This window comes from Actinoplanes sp. OR16, from assembly GCF_004001265.1.
Classification (GTDB): Bacteria; Actinomycetota; Actinomycetes; order Mycobacteriales; family Micromonosporaceae; genus Actinoplanes.
The window spans coordinates 1,704,419-1,718,142 of record NZ_AP019371.1 but is presented as its reverse complement, the minus strand read 5'-3'; the positions used below and the strand labels follow the sequence as shown (position 1 = coordinate 1,718,142).

The 13,724-nt window shown below is 70.1% G+C and carries 15 protein-coding genes; 9 read left to right on the top strand and 6 right to left on the bottom strand.

All coding sequences use genetic code 11. The annotated features are described in order from the left end of the window. Positions 1–25: 25 nt before the first annotated feature. Both EP757_RS07915 and EP757_RS07910 read right to left on the bottom strand, forming a co-directional pair. Complete coding sequence (locus tag EP757_RS07915; RefSeq protein ID WP_127543540.1) at positions 26–1,045, bottom strand: 2-oxoacid:ferredoxin oxidoreductase subunit beta; 1,020 nt, start codon at positions 1,043–1,045, stop codon at positions 26–28. Continuing rightward, a complete protein-coding gene (locus EP757_RS07910; RefSeq protein WP_127543539.1) occupies positions 1,038–2,891 on the bottom strand; it encodes a 2-oxoacid:acceptor oxidoreductase subunit alpha in 1,854 nt (617 codons plus the stop codon). The genes EP757_RS07915 and EP757_RS07910 overlap by 8 nt, the downstream gene beginning before the upstream one ends. A 203-nt stretch (positions 2,892–3,094) precedes the next feature. Between EP757_RS07910 and ndhC the strand changes: the two genes are divergently transcribed. The 5 genes from ndhC to EP757_RS07885 all read left to right on the top strand — a co-directional run bounded on the left by ndhC (position 3,095) and on the right by EP757_RS07885 (position 5,679). Beyond that, positions 3,095–3,472 (top strand): NADH-quinone oxidoreductase subunit A, encoded by a 378-nt coding sequence (gene ndhC, locus EP757_RS07905; RefSeq protein WP_127543538.1) that lies wholly within the window; start codon positions 3,095–3,097, stop codon positions 3,470–3,472. A gap of 69 nt (positions 3,473–3,541) precedes the next feature. Continuing rightward, positions 3,542–4,060 (top strand): DivIVA domain-containing protein, encoded by a 519-nt coding sequence (locus EP757_RS07900; RefSeq protein ID WP_127543537.1) that lies wholly within the window; start codon positions 3,542–3,544, stop codon positions 4,058–4,060. After that, complete coding sequence (locus EP757_RS07895) at positions 4,057–4,548, top strand: SRPBCC family protein (RefSeq protein ID WP_127543536.1); 492 nt, start codon at positions 4,057–4,059, stop codon at positions 4,546–4,548. Before EP757_RS07900 ends, EP757_RS07895 begins: the two co-directional genes overlap by 4 nt. Continuing rightward, entirely contained in the window at positions 4,545–5,120 is a 576-nt protein-coding gene (locus EP757_RS07890) for a DNA-3-methyladenine glycosylase I (RefSeq protein ID WP_127543535.1), read from the top strand. Before EP757_RS07895 ends, EP757_RS07890 begins: the two co-directional genes overlap by 4 nt. A gap of 25 nt (positions 5,121–5,145) precedes the next feature. Beyond that, on the top strand, positions 5,146–5,679 hold the full coding sequence (locus EP757_RS07885; protein ID WP_232050412.1) for a hypothetical protein: 534 nt from the start codon (positions 5,146–5,148) through the stop codon (positions 5,677–5,679). Positions 5,680–5,694: 15 nt separating this feature from the next. Here the strand turns inward: EP757_RS07885 and EP757_RS07880 are convergent, their stop codons facing one another. Next, positions 5,695–6,483 carry an enoyl-CoA hydratase-related protein gene (locus tag EP757_RS07880; RefSeq protein ID WP_127543533.1) on the bottom strand — a complete coding sequence of 263 codons (789 nt, stop codon included), beginning with the start codon at positions 6,481–6,483 and terminating at the stop codon, positions 5,695–5,697. Then, complete coding sequence (locus tag EP757_RS07875; RefSeq protein ID WP_127543532.1) at positions 6,480–7,283, bottom strand: PaaX family transcriptional regulator C-terminal domain-containing protein; 804 nt, start codon at positions 7,281–7,283, stop codon at positions 6,480–6,482. The genes EP757_RS07880 and EP757_RS07875 overlap by 4 nt, the downstream gene beginning before the upstream one ends. A gap of 275 nt (positions 7,284–7,558) precedes the next feature. Here EP757_RS07875 and EP757_RS07870 point away from each other — a divergent pair, with 275 nt between their 5' ends. After that, the gene (locus EP757_RS07870; RefSeq protein ID WP_014447667.1) at positions 7,559–7,726 is read left to right on the top strand and encodes a DUF3117 domain-containing protein; all 168 of its coding nucleotides are present in this window, start codon (positions 7,559–7,561) and stop codon (positions 7,724–7,726) included. A gap of 77 nt (positions 7,727–7,803) precedes the next feature. After that, entirely contained in the window at positions 7,804–9,213 is a 1,410-nt protein-coding gene (locus EP757_RS07865; RefSeq protein WP_127543531.1) for a M17 family metallopeptidase, read from the top strand. A 748-nt stretch (positions 9,214–9,961) separates the two neighbouring features. Here the strand turns inward: EP757_RS07865 and EP757_RS07860 are convergent. Beyond that, positions 9,962–10,513, bottom strand: a complete 552-nt coding sequence (locus EP757_RS07860) for an O-methyltransferase (protein WP_127554133.1) — start codon at positions 10,511–10,513, stop codon at positions 9,962–9,964. 314 nt (positions 10,514–10,827) lie between these two features. Between EP757_RS07860 and EP757_RS07855 the strand changes: the two genes are divergently transcribed. Continuing rightward, a complete protein-coding gene (locus EP757_RS07855; protein ID WP_127543530.1) occupies positions 10,828–12,081 on the top strand; it encodes a S1C family serine protease in 1,254 nt (417 codons plus the stop codon). Positions 12,082–12,152: 71 nt separating this feature from the next. Further along, positions 12,153–12,569: a preprotein translocase subunit TatB gene (locus tag EP757_RS07850; protein ID WP_127543529.1), complete on the top strand. Its 417-nt coding sequence runs from the start codon at positions 12,153–12,155 to the stop codon at positions 12,567–12,569. A gap of 1 nt (position 12,570) precedes the next feature. Here EP757_RS07850 and EP757_RS07845 read toward each other — a convergent pair whose 3' ends face one another. Next, positions 12,571–13,719, bottom strand: coding sequence for an Mrp/NBP35 family ATP-binding protein (locus tag EP757_RS07845; RefSeq protein ID WP_127543528.1), 1,149 nt, complete (start codon positions 13,717–13,719; stop codon positions 12,571–12,573). Positions 13,720–13,724: the final 5 nt, after the last annotated feature.

Here is a 13,724-nt window from a genome sequence, read left to right as displayed (position 1 = left end):
GTGTGCCGGCGGCCGGCCGATGGGGCTAGAGGATCGTCCAGGTGTCGCCTGCGTTCAGCAGGTTGCTCAGCATCTCCTCGGCCGTCCCGGACGACTGCGCCTTCGCGTCGAGCACCTGCTTGCGCACGATCTCGTCGTAGGAGGGCCGCTGCACGTTCCGGAAGACGCCGATCGGCGTTGTCGTCAGCTCCGATCCGGACAGGCGGGTCAGCGCGAACGCGTACGCCGGGTCGTCGACGGTGGCGTCGTGCACGATGGCGTTGCCGCCCTCCTGCACCTTCAGGCCGAAGCTGCCTTCCGGGTGGACGACCGAGAAGCGGTCGTCGGCCCCGAACGTGATCGGCCGGCCCTGTTCGAGCCGGATCAGGTGCTCGTCGCGCGACGAGGCGTCCTTGATCAGGTCGAAGGCGCCGTCGTTGAAGATGTTGCAGTTCTGGTAGATCTCGACGAACGCGGAACCCTCGTGCTCGGCCGCCGCCCGCAGCACCGACTGGAGGTGTTTGCGGTCGGAGTCGATCGTCCGGGCCACGAACGTCGCCTCGGCGCCGAGGGCGAGCGACAGCGGGTTGAACGGCGAGTCCGCCGAACCGGCCGGCGTCGACTTGGTGATCTTGCCGATCTCCGAGGTCGGCGAGTACTGCCCCTTCGTCAGCCCGTAGATCCGGTTGTTGAAGAGCAGGATCTTCAGGTTCACGTTGCGGCGCAGCGCGTGGATCAGGTGGTTGCCGCCGATCGAGAGCGCGTCGCCGTCGCCGGTGACCACCCAGACGCTGAGGTCGGGCCGGGAGGTGGAGAGGCCGGTCGCGATCGCCGGCGCGCGGCCGTGGATGGAGTGCATCCCGTACGTGTTCATGTAGTACGGGAAGCGGGACGAGCAGCCGATCCCGGAGACGAAGACGATGTTCTCCCGGGGGATGCCCAGTTCCGGCATGAAGCCCTGCACGGCGGCCAGGATCGCGTAGTCACCGCAGCCCGGGCACCAGCGCACCTCCTGGTCGGACTTGAAGTCCTTCGCGGTCAGTTTGAGCTCGACGGGGCTAGCCATTCTTGACCACGTCCTCCAGCATGCTCTCCAGCGTGGCGGCGGTGAACGGAAGGCCGCTGATCTGGTTGAACGGAACGGCGTCGACCAGGTATCTCGCACGGATCACCGAAGCCAGCTGGCCCAGGTTCATCTCCGGCACGATCACTTTGTCGTACGCCGAAAGTACTTCCCCCAGATTGGCCGGCAGCGGCGAGAGATGCCGCAGGTGAGCCTGGGCGATGGACAGGCCGCGCTGGCGCAGCGCGCGGCATGCGGCTCCGATGGGGCCATAGGTCGACCCCCATCCCAGTACGAGGACCCGCGCGTTCTCCTCCGGGTCCTCCACATCGACGTCCGGCACGGGAATGGCGTCGATGCGCGCCTGCCTGATGCGGACCATGTGCTCGTGGTTGGCCGGGTCGTACGAGATGTCGCCGGTCTTGTCGGCCTTCTCCAGACCGCCGATCCGATGCTCGAGCCCCGGGGTGCCCGGGATGGCCCATGGTCGGGCCAGCGTCTCCGGATCGCGCAGATAGGGCAGGAACTTGCCGTCCTCGGCGTTCGGCGCGGTGGCGAACGAGACCTGCAGGTCCGGCAGTTCGTCCACGGAGGGCAGCAGCCACGGCTCGGAGCCGTTCGCCACGTAGTTGTCGGAGAGCAGGATGACCGGCGTGCGGTAGGTCAGCGCGATCCGGGCCGCCTCCAGCGCGGCGTGGAAGCAGTCCGACGGCGACTTCGGCGCGATCACCGCGAGCGGCGCCTCGCCGTGCCGGCCGAACAACGCCATGTTCAGGTCGGCCTGCTCGGTCTTCGTCGGCATGCCGGTCGACGGGCCGGCCCGCTGCACGTCCACGATCACCAGTGGGAGTTCCAGGGCGATCGCGAGCGAGATGGTCTCGCTCTTCAGCGCGACGCCCGGCCCGGACGTGGTGGTCACACCGAGGGCCCCGCCGTACGACGCGCCGAGGGCCGCGCCGATCGCGGCGATCTCGTCCTCGGCCTGGACCGTGGTGATGCCGAACCTCTTGTGCTTCGACAGCTCGTGCAGGATGTCCGAGGCCGGCGTGATCGGGTAGGCGCCGAGGAACAGCGGCAGTTTCGACCGGACCGCGGACGCCACCAGGCCGAGCGCGAGCGCCTGGTTGCCGGTGATGTTCTTGTAGGTCCCCGGGCGCATCCTGGCCGGCTTGACCTCGTAGCGCACCGAGAAGGCCTCGGTCGTCTCGCCGTAGTTCCACCCGGCCTGGAAAGCGGTCTTGTTCGCCGCGACCAGATCGGGGCGCTTCGCGAACTTGCGCTCCAGGAACCGCAGCGTCGACTCGAAGGGCCGCGAGTACATCCAGCTGAGCAGCCCGAGGGCGAACATGTTCTTGGCGCGCTCGGCGTCCTTCTTCGCGACGCCGGACTCGGCCAGCGCGCCGATCGTCATCGAGGTGAGCGCGACCGGGTGGACGGCGAACTCGTCGAGCGAGCCGTCCTCCAGCGGGTTGCCCGCGTAACCGACCTTGGCGAGGTTCCGCTTCGTGAACTCGTCGGTGTTCACGATGATGTCGGCGCCCGGGGGCAGGTCGGAGACGTTGGCCTTGAGGGCGGCCGGGTTCATGGCGACGAGGACGTTCGGCGCGTCACCCGGGGTCAGGATGTCGTAGTCGGCGAAATGCACCTGAAAGCTGGAGACGCCGGGAAGCGTGCCCGCGGGCGCGCGGATCTCGGCGGGGAAGTTGGGCAGAGTCGAGATGTCGTTGCCGAGCTGAGCGGTCTCCGACGTGAACCGGTCTCCGGTGAGCTGCATGCCATCACCGGAGTCGCCGGCGAATCGGATGATCACACGGTCCAGTTGCTCGACTCGCTTCGCGGGAGCGACCACGGTCAACCTCCATAGGACGCGGTCCGGTGGCTTAAGTCTGTCGATGGCCGGCCCGCAAATCGTCACTTCCAGACTACGTCGCCGCTCCTTACGAAGCGGCCTCGGACCGTTGCCCACGGTAGCGGTGTGGTCGAAGGCCCAGCCAGCAATGTCCACCATGCGGCACGTAATTCGCGGCCGCTGGTCGGTTAGGCTCCCCGTTCGTGGACGGATATCTCGGTTCGTACGCCATCCTGGGTCTCATCCTGGCCGCCGGAGTTCTGCTGTTCGTGGCCGCGTTCGGGGCCAATCGGCTGTTGCGGCCGGCGAATCCCGCGGAGCCGGCGGGCAAGCGGATCTCGTACGAGAGCGGTATCGATCCGGTCGGTGGCGACTGGGCGCAGGCGCAGATCCGGTACTACGTCTACGCGTACCTCTATGTCCTTTTTGCGGTTGAAGCCGTATTTCTCTTTCCGTGGGCGGTGGTCTTCGACCGTCCCGAATTCGGCGGCGCCGCGATCGCCGAGATGGGCGTGTTCGTCGCCGTGCTCGCGCTCGGCATCCTCTATGCCTGGCGGAAGCGCATCCTGACCTGGACGTGAAGGCCGGCCGGCGATACCGACCGGGTGGCGGGCTCGCCACCGGAAAGCCGACATGTCAACATCGTGCGCATGGGTCAGCTTCTGCTCTTCATCGTCGTGGCGCTCGTGGTGGCGACGATCGTCTTCGGCGTGACCGTTCTGCTGAGCGGGGGCGACTCCGGGCTGACTCCGGTCGAGCCCGACGGGCGTGCGATTCCGCTCCCCAGCGACCGGCCCCTCGGCGAGTCCGACATCTCCGCCACCCGGTTCGACACCGTCGTCCGCGGCTACCGGATGAACCAGGTCGATCAGGCTCTTCAGCGGGCGGCGTACGACATCGGCTACAAGGGCGAGCTGATCGGCGTGCTGGAGGCCGAGGTGGCCGCGCTGCGTGAGGGCCGCACCGATGACGCCGAGGCGCTGCGCAAGGCGCGTGAGGCCTCGGCCGCCCCGGCCGCCCCCGGGCCCGCCGAGGAGGCGGCCACCGCGACCGCGCCGCACATCGACCTGATCAGCGGTGACGACCCGATCGACGAGGTCGCCGGCCTGCCGCCGCACGCCCACGAACCCGCGGAGAAGAAGCCCGCGGAGAAGAAGGACGACGAGTGACCAGCCAGGAGGGCCCAGGTCTCGGTGACGCGGCCCGGCCCGGCATCGGCGAGTTCACCGCCACGGTCATCGTCAACGCGCCGGCGTCCCGGGTCTTCGCCGCGTTCATGGACTGGGAGAAGCAGTCCGCCTGGATCCCGTTCACCAAGGTTCGGGTGGTCGAGGGCGACGGCGGCGAAGGCAGCCTGGTCGAGGCGGTCACCGCGATCGGCCCTGCGGTGATCCGCGACGAGCTGCGCGTCGTGAAGGTGAACGCCCCCTTCGAGGTCCGCGTCGTGCACTGCGGCAAGGTCCTTCGCGGCCCGGGTTCGATGCGCTGCACCGCGATGTCCGGCGACCGTGCCCAGGTCGTCCTGCACGAGTGGTTCCACCTGCCGGCCGGCCCGGTCGGCAAGATCGCCTGGCCGGTCCTCTGGCCCGGGTCCAAGATCGGCTTCACCGGGGCGCTGAAGAAGTTCGGCCGCCTGGTGGAACAGGACCAGATATGACCGACCTGGTCACCGGGGCGGACGGTCGCGCCCGCTGCTTCTGGGGCGGCAGCACCCCGGACTACGCGGCCTACCACGACACCGAGTGGGGACAGCCTCTGCGCGGCGACGACGCCCTGTTCGAGCGGCTCACCCTGGAGGCGTTCCAGTCCGGGCTGGCGTGGATCACGATCCTGCGCAAGCGCCCGGCGTTCCGGGCCGCCTTCGACGACTTCTCGATCGCGAAGGTGGCCGCCTACACCGAGGCCGACGCGACCCGGCTGATGGCCGACGCCGGCATCGTCCGCAACCGGATGAAGGTCGACGCCGCGATCGCCAACGCGAAGGTCGCCGCCGACCTGCCGGACGGCCTCTCCGCGCTGCTGTGGTCGTTCGCTCCGGCGGCCCGTCCCCGCCCGGCCACCCGCGCCGACGTCCCGGCCGTCACGCCGGAGTCCACGGCGCTCGCCAAGGCCCTCAAGAAGCGCGGCTTCAAATTCGTCGGTCCGACCACGGCGTACGCGTTGATGCAGGCCACCGGCATGGTCGACGACCACCTGGCAGGCTGTTGGGTCCCACCGCTCACCGCCTGAACCGCCGCGTGATGAGATGGAACCCATGGCGCAGTGGTCAGTGATCATCCCGGACGAGCAGTGGGCGACCGAGCGGTTGTTCCAGCACGATGTCGTGACGGTGCCGAGCGGCCCGACCGAGGCCTCAGCCGGTGACGAAGTGCTTCTGGTCGCCGAGGACCACGTCGTGGCGCTGGCCCGGGTGGAGAAGTCGGACGGCGCCGACCTGGTTCTCGGTTACCTGCGGCGGGCCTTCGACGAACCGGTCCCGGCGGACGAGCTGGCCGGCGACGGCCCGGTGACGGCGATCGGCGAGGAGCTCTTCCGGCGGCTGGCCGGCCGGCTCTCGCCCTCGACGGACAAGACGTCGTGGCTGGTCAGCGTGGCGATGCCGATCGAGGCGGTCAGCCCGGCCGAGGCCGTGCGGCAGTTCTGGTCGCATGTGGCGGAACTCGGTCCGCAGGAGCTTCCGACGTACGTCTGGCCCTCGGGCGATGAACTCGCGATGCAGGCCTTCGTCCTCGGGGTCGAGGCGAACCAGGACCCCGAGGAGGAGGACGAGGACGAGGACGAGGAATAGTCCTCGCCGGCGCCCTCATCGCCCGTTGTAGACCGGCTTCTGCTTGTGCAGGAACGAGTTCACGGCGTTCCGGTGGTCCTCGGTGCCGCCGCAGATCGACTGCGCCTGAGCCTCGGCCGCGAGGGCGTCGGAGAGCGTGCCGGCGTCGCCGATGGAGAGCTCCCGCTTGATCGCGCCGTACGCCACCGTCGGACCGGCGGCGAGCCGCGCAGCGAGCTCCTGAGCCGCCGGCAGCACCTGCTCGTCGTCCTCTTCCAGCTTCGTCAGCATCCCGATCCGGGCTGCCTCCTCGGCCTTCACCGGCTGGGCCAGCAGGAGCAGCTCGACGGCCTTGGCGTGCCCGACGATCCGGGGCAGCGACCAGGAGATGCCGCTGTCACCGGCCAGGCCGACGTTGGCGAACGCCATCAGGAACTTCGTCGAGGGCCCGCCGATCCGGAAGTCGGCGAGCAGGGCCAGCGACGCGCCCGCGCCGGCGGCCATGCCCCGGACCGCGGCGACGACCGGCTTCGGCATGTTCGCCAGACGCTGCGCGATCGGGTTGTAGTGCACCTGAACCGTGTTCAGGTCGGTGGACCCGGCCTCCAGCAGGGCCGCGTGCTCCCGGAGGTCCTGACCGCCGCTGAACGCGCCGCCCGCGCCGGCCAGCACGATCGCCCGGCAGGACCGGTCGCTCTCCAGCTGGGCGAGGGTGTCCCGGAGCGCCTCCTTGAGGTCGACGGTGAAGGAGTTCATCGACTCGGGGCGGTTCAGGGTGAGGGTCACGACCGCTTCGGTGCGGTCGATGAGGAGCACGTCTGTCATGGCTTCGAGAATCCCACACGTTCACCACGTGTGGCCGATTGCAGGCAGCGTTCGACGTACCGGTCGGCGGCCGGGCGCAGGCGCAGAGCGTGCTTGTCGAAGAAGCCGGCGGCCCGGACACCCGGCCAGCCGGCGGGCAGCAGCGATGCCGGAAGTTGCGGATCCTGGAAGAGGAACGACCGCCACGCGTGCACGAGCCGGAACCGGGCGGCGTACGCCTCCTCGTCGGAGCTGCGCGCTGTGATCGCCTTGACCACCGGCTGCAACGACTCGACGAACTCCTCGTACGACCGCCCGATCCGCTGGAGATCCCAGGCGCGCTGCACCAGGTCCGATCCGGCCGTATGGCTCGCGCTGAACCGCTCGTAGCCGGTCCCGGACTCGGCCAGAGCCGCCTCCAGCTCGTCGGACGCCCGCGGCGCCACCCAGACCTGATCGCTGAGCGGCCCGTACCCGAGGTAGGCGAGCCGCGCGGCGTCCCGGCGGGCGAGCGGCGGGTCGTGCAGAAGGACCATGTCGAAGCGCCCGTCCCAGCCACCGCGACCGGTTCGGTACACCCGGCCGGCCGCCTCGTCGAGCCGCCGGGCGGCCTTCGGCGTGAGCAGATAGCCCGGTCCGGAAGCCAGACGGAGCGGATGAAGCCAGCCTTGTCGCACCATTCGCGACACTGCGGTGCGGACCGCCGGGGCCGCGATGTCGAGCGGAGCGAGAAGCCGCACGAGGGCCGCGACCGGGGCTCGGGAGCCGCGAGCGCGCAGGTAATCGCCGTACAGGTCGAAGAGTGCGGACCGCGCCTGCATGACCGCACATTGTGACAGCCCGAAAGGGGATATGCTAGACGCTGTCACATCCGCCTGGGCTGGGTTTGGGTTCGCCGGTGTTCATCAGGGAAAATGTTTGATCGGCACGGTGGGTCGCAACGCGTGAAGACGTGAAAACGGCCTGAGCGGGCCGCCGGTCGGAAACGAGCACCGCGTCGCGTGGGGCTGAGCACGTGACGTGGCTGCTGGCATTCCAGGAGCAAGTGGCTGTGGGGCAACCCACCGACCCTGACGTAGGTCTGAGGGGAGACAAGATGGCGGCGATGAAGCCGCGGACGGGCGATGGTCCGCTGGAGGTCACCAAAGAGGGTCGTGGCATCGTCATGCGCGTCCCGCTGGAAGGTGGTGGCCGTCTCGTCGTTGAGATGACTCCGGACGAGGCCAACGCGCTGGGTGACGCGTTGAAGTCGATCGCCGGCTGACGTTTCACGCGAGCCCGCCGGTACGGTACCGCCCGTACCGGCGGGCTTTCCACGTCTTACGGAAAGGTCATCCTCCCGTGTTCGCAATCCGCTTGACCGAGCTCTCCGACAAATCGGCCACCTGGGCGGTCCCGGTGGGTCCGGACGGGCCGCCGCGCCTCGGTGAGCTCGATGCCGAGGTCCGCGCGCTGATCGAGCAGACTTCCGACGCCGGCAAGGCGGGCGCGCTGACGGTGCTGCCCCGCCCGGTGAATCGTCCGTCACGGGTGCTTCTCGTGGGCGCTTCCACCGGGAGCGAGTCGGATTGGCGTGCGGCGGGCGCGGCGGCGATCCGGGCGGCCTCCGGCGATGAGATCTTGGAAGTTCACCTGCCCGAGGGCGTCTCCGGTGCGGCCGTGCGCGGGCTCGCGGAAGGCCTCTGGCTGGGCGGCTATCGCTATCGCGACGCCCCGCGGGCGGCCCGGTCCGGCGAGGTGCGTCTGATTGCGGCAAACCCTTCGGCGTACGAGGAAAGCCTCGCTCTCGCCCGCGTGACCGCCGCGGCGACATGGCTCGCACGAGACCTGACGAACACGCCGTCCTCGGTGAAGAACCCCGAGTGGTTCGCCGGCCAGATCGTGGCCGCCGCCGCGGACAAGCCCGGCCTGACCGCGAAGGTCCGCTCCGGCGACGAACTCACCCGTTTCGGCGGCCTGCTCGCGGTCGGCGGCGGCTCGGTGTCGCCACCCCGGTTCGTCGAACTCTCCTGGCAGCCCGCCGGCGCGACCACCCACGTGGTGCTGGTCGGCAAGGGCATCACGTTCGACACCGGCGGCATCTCGATCAAGCCGCGTGACGGCATGAAGCTGATGAAGAAGGACATGGGTGGCGCCGCCGCGGTCGTGGCGGCCACGCTGGGAGCGGCCGAGCTGGGCCTGCCGATCCGGGTGACCGCTCTGACCCCGCTCGCCGAGAACGCGGTGAGCGGCTCCGCCTTCCGCCCCGGCGACGTGATCACCCACTACGACGGCACGACCAGCGAGAACCTGAACTCGGACGCCGAGGGCCGGCTGGTGCTGGCCGACGCCCTGGCGTACGCGTCCGAGCAACTGGCACCCGACCTGGTGGTCAACCTGGCGACGCTGACCGGCGCGAACGCGGTGGCGCTCGGCAAGCGCACGGCGGCCCTCTACAGCCCCGACGACGACCTGGCGGCCGCCCTCACCGCGGCCGGCGAGGAAGCGGGCGAGCGGATGTGGCGCCTGCCGCTGGCCGACGATTACGCCGACAACCTCGCCAGCGACATCGCCGACCGGGTCAGCGCCCCGGCCGGCCCCGGCTCGGTGATGGCCGCCCTCTTCCTGCGCGACTTCTTCGGCGACACCCGCTGGGCCCACCTCGACATGTCCGCGCCCAGCTGGGCCGAAGCCGACGACCAGGACCTGACGAAGGGCGCCACAGGCTGGGGAGCCCGAACCTTGATCCGCTACCTCTCCCAGCTCCCCTAACCCCAGCCTGCTCACCTCCCACCCGACCGTCCGCCAGGCCGCCGTCCGCCTGCCTGCCCGGCCGTCCGCCCGGCCCCCACCCGGCCCCCACCCGGCCGTCCGCCCGGCGGCCGTCCGCTCCCCGCTCGCACCGCGCGGCCGGATGAGCGCGCGGTGCGAAGGTCGGCAAGCGCACACACTCGCCGCCACCAACGTCGATGAGCGCACGCAAAGCCGTCGCGTGTGCGTTCCCGGTCTTCATGGGGGCGGTGACTGCACGCAGAGCTGTCGCGTGTGCGCTGCCGGCCTTCATGAGGGCGGTGACTGCACGCAGAGCTGTCGCGTGTGCGCTGCCGGCCTTCATGAGGGCGGTGACTGCACGCAGAGCTGTTGCATGTGCGCTGCCGGCCTTCATGAGGGCGGTGACTGCACGCAGAGCTGTTGCATGTGCGCTGCCGGCCCTCACGAGGGCGGTGAGCGCACACAGAGCTGTCGCGTGTGCGTTCCCGGCCTTCATGGGGGCGGTGAGTGCACGCAGAGCTGTCGCGTGTGCGCTGCCGGCCTTCATGGGGGCGGTGAGCGCACGCAAAGCTGTCGCTCGTGTGCGCTCGCGGCCCCATGACGGCGGTGAGCGCACGCAAAGCCGCCGCCCGCTCCCCGCCCCTACTCCCACCCCCGCGATCTTGGAGAGCCCCGCCCGCATTTCCACCACAGCTCACCAACATCCACCCCGGTCAGAGGGCGGCCGATGACGGGCAGGGCGGACGAATCAGCGCTTCACTGCGGTCAGCAGGCCCGCCCCGGACGGGATCACGGCCGGGATCCAGTCCTCGGACTCGCGGATCGCCTTGACGGTTTCGCGGACTGTCAGGGTGTCCACGTCCCGGGCGGCCGGGTCGCTGATCCGGCCGCCGGCGTGTGCGCCGTTCACGATCAGGACACCGCCCGGGCGGAGCAGGCGCAGGGCGGCCTCGGTGCAGGCGGCGAACTCGGTGGTGTCCGCGTCCACGAAGATCAGGTCATAGACGCCGTCGGCGAGGCGGGGGAGCACGTCCAGGGCGCGGCCGCTGATGATGCGGGTGCGGGAGGGGGCGAAACCGGCCTCCTGGAACACCCGGCGAGCGATCCGCTGGTGCTCGTGCTCGACGTCGATGGTGGTGAGGACGCCGTCCGGGCGCATGCCGCGAAGCAGCCAGACGCCGCTCACCCCCGTACCGGTGCCGATCTCGACGACCGCCTTGGCGCTTCCCGCGGCAGCCAGCAGGCGCAGCACGGAGCCCGCGCCGGGCGAGACACAGGGCAGGCCGAGCTCGTGCGCCAGGGCACGCGCGGTCTGCTGGACCGGGTCCTCGGTGGCGTATGTCTCGGCGAACGGCGTCGATTGCGGCGCCGGCTGACCGAATGAACGAGCGGGACCGATGATGACGAACCTCCGGGCGGCAGCGATGACACGCGTGGCGCAACCACGCACATCGGATTAGAGAGTAGAGCGATGCTCGCTCGTGATGCACTGCGCCGTCGATGGATAAACGCCCCATGACGCCCGGAGCGGGAATCGGTGGGAAGGTGGTACCCGGGGATTCCGTGTCATCCTGGATGCGCGGACCCGGGCGGACCGAGAGTGGAGGCACCGAAGTGACCGACGGCTGGAACTGGCGCCGGCCACCGGGGTCGAGTGCCCCGGGCACCCCCGATCCTGCCGCGCCGTGGTGGTCCGACGCCACCGCCGACCCGTGGCGTGACCCGTGGGCGCCGGCAGCGGTGCACGTGTCCACCTCGCCGGCGGGGGAGATCCCGCAGCCCGAGGTCGTCCCCGACCCTGACGCGCCCCGCCGGTCGCTCGGCCCGATCCTGGCGATCTGCCTGGTCACTGCGCTGCTGGCGGGCGGGCTGGGTGGCACGCTGGGCTTCCTGTTCGCGGTCCGCGGCGGCTATGTGTCGAACGGCGGCACCCAGATCGGCGCGCCCGCCCAGCAGGTTCCGGAGTCGATGCAGCGGGCGCCCGAGACCCTCGCCGGGGTGGCCGAGCGGGTGCTGCCCAGCGTCGTGACGGTCCGCGTCACCGGGGCGATCGGCTCCGGGTTCGTGGTCTCCGACGACGGCTACGTGATCACCAACGACCATGTGGTCGAGGGTGCCGGCGACACCATGTCGGTCTCGTTCAGCGACGGCACCACGGCTTCGGCCCGGGTGGTCGGCCGTGACCCCGAGTCGGACATCGCCGTGATCAAAGTCGCAAAGTCCGATCTCACCCCGGTCGAGCTCGGCGACTCCGACTCGATCGCCGTCGGCGACCCGGTGCTCGCCTTCGGTTCACCGCTCGCCCTGGTGAACACGGTGACCTCGGGCATCGTGAGCGCCCTCGACCGGCCCATCGAGGCGGGCGAGGCAGGCGGCGCCACCCGCTACTACGCGGCCATCCAGACCGACGCCGCGGTGAACCAGGGCAACTCCGGCGGCCCGCTGGTCAACGCGGCCGGCCAGGTCATCGGGGTCAACTCGGTGATCCGCTCGGTCGGCTCGACCGACACCGAGGCCGGCAACATCGGTCTCGCCTTCGCCATCCCGATCAACCAGGCGAAGCGGGTCGCGACCGACATCATCGACACCGGCAAGGCACGCCGGACCGTGATCGGCGCCGAGGTGGTGACCGGGGAGACCGCCGGTGGGGCCCGCCTGCGGACGGTCGAGCCGGCCGGTCCCGCCGCCACGGCCGGGTTGAAGAGCGGTGACGTGCTCACCCGGATCGACGGGCACGTCCTGGAGGACGGCACCGACCTGATCGCACTGGTCCGGAAGTACGCGCCGGGCTCGGTCGTGGCGGTGGACTACCGCCGCGGCACCAAGAACGCGTCGGCTTCTGTGACGCTGGCCGCGGATACGAACTGACAGGCGGGCGGACTGCCAACTCACAGCCGTCGTGCGTAGGCTGAGCGCGGGACCGCCTGGGAGGCCGAGCTGTGTTCGACAATCTGAACTGGTGGGAGATCGGCGCGCTGCTGATGCTGGCGCTGCTGATCTTCGGGGAGAAACTCCCCAAGGTGATCGGCGACGGCCTGCGGATGCTGCGCGGCCTGCGTTCGATGGCGCAGAACGCGACCACCGACCTGAGTCGTGAGCTCGGCACCGACATCCAGCTCGAAGACCTGCACCCGAAGGCGTTCATCCGCAAGCACCTGTTGAGCGAGGACGACGAGGCGGCCATCCGCAAGCCGCTGCAGACCCTCTTCGACGACGTGAAGCAGGACCTCAACGGGGTCAAGTCGGAGATCTCCGATGTGGCGAAGGCGGCCGACTTCAAGAACGGCAGCACTGAAAAAGCTGCGCCGGTCGAGAGTCCCCGACCGGCGCAGCGTTACGACCTCGACGCTACATGAGTCAGCGCTTGGTGGTGACCGAGAGGCCCAGCGGCTTGCCGACCAGGGACTCGCGGCGGACGGCCAGCTTGTCGGCGACGCTGTCGAGGGCCTTCGCGGCCGGGGCCGACGGGTCGGCCAGCACGATCGGGTTGCCGGCGTCGCCCGCCTCGCGGACGCGGGTGTCCAGCGGGATCTGACCGAGCAGCGGGACCCGGGCGCCGACGGTCTTGGTGAGCGACTCGGCGACGGTCTCGCCGCCACCCGCGCCGAAGACCTCCATGCGGGAGCCGTCCGGCAGCTCCAGCCACGACATGTTCTCCACGACGCCGACGAGGCGCTGGTGGGTCTGCAGGGCGATCGCGCCGGCCCGCTCGGCCACCTCGGCGGCGGCCATCTGCGGAGTGGTGACGACCAGGATCTCCGCGTTCGGCAGGAGCTGGGCCAGGGAGATCGCCACGTCGCCGGTGCCCGGGGGCAGGTCGAGCAGCAGGACGTCCAGGTCGCCCCAGTAGACGTCGGCGAGGAACTGCTGCAGCGCGCGGTGCAGCATCGGGCCGCGCCAGACCACCGCGGCGTTGCCGGCCGTGAACATGCCGATCGAGATGACCTTCACGCCGTGCGACTGCGGCGGCATGATCATCTCTTCGACCCGGGTGGGCTTGCCGTCCACGCCGAGCATCCGCGGCACCGAGTGGCCGTAGATGTCCGCGTCGACCACGCCGACCGACAGGCCACGCTTCGCCAGAGCGGCCGCCAGGTTCACTGTCACGCTGGACTTGCCGACGCCGCCCTTGCCGCTGGCCACGGCGTAGACCCGGGTCCGGGAGCCGGGCTGGGCGAACGGGATGACCGGTTCCGCCGATTCGCCACCGCCACGCAGTGTGGTCTGCAGCGCCTTGCGCTGTTCCTCGTTCATCACGCCGAAGTTGATCTCGACCCGATCGATGCCGGGGATCTTGGTGACCGCGGCGGTGATGTCGTTCGTCAGCTTGTCCCGCAGGGGGCAGCCGGCGACGGTGAGCAGCAGATCGACCTTCACGAGGCCGTCGCTGACGGTGAAGCCCGAGACCATTCCGAGGTCGGTGATCGGGCGGCGGATCTCGGGGTCGTCCACGGTCGCCAGTGCGGCCTGAATGGCGTCCTCGAGCGTCGATGCAGGTGCGGACATGTTTG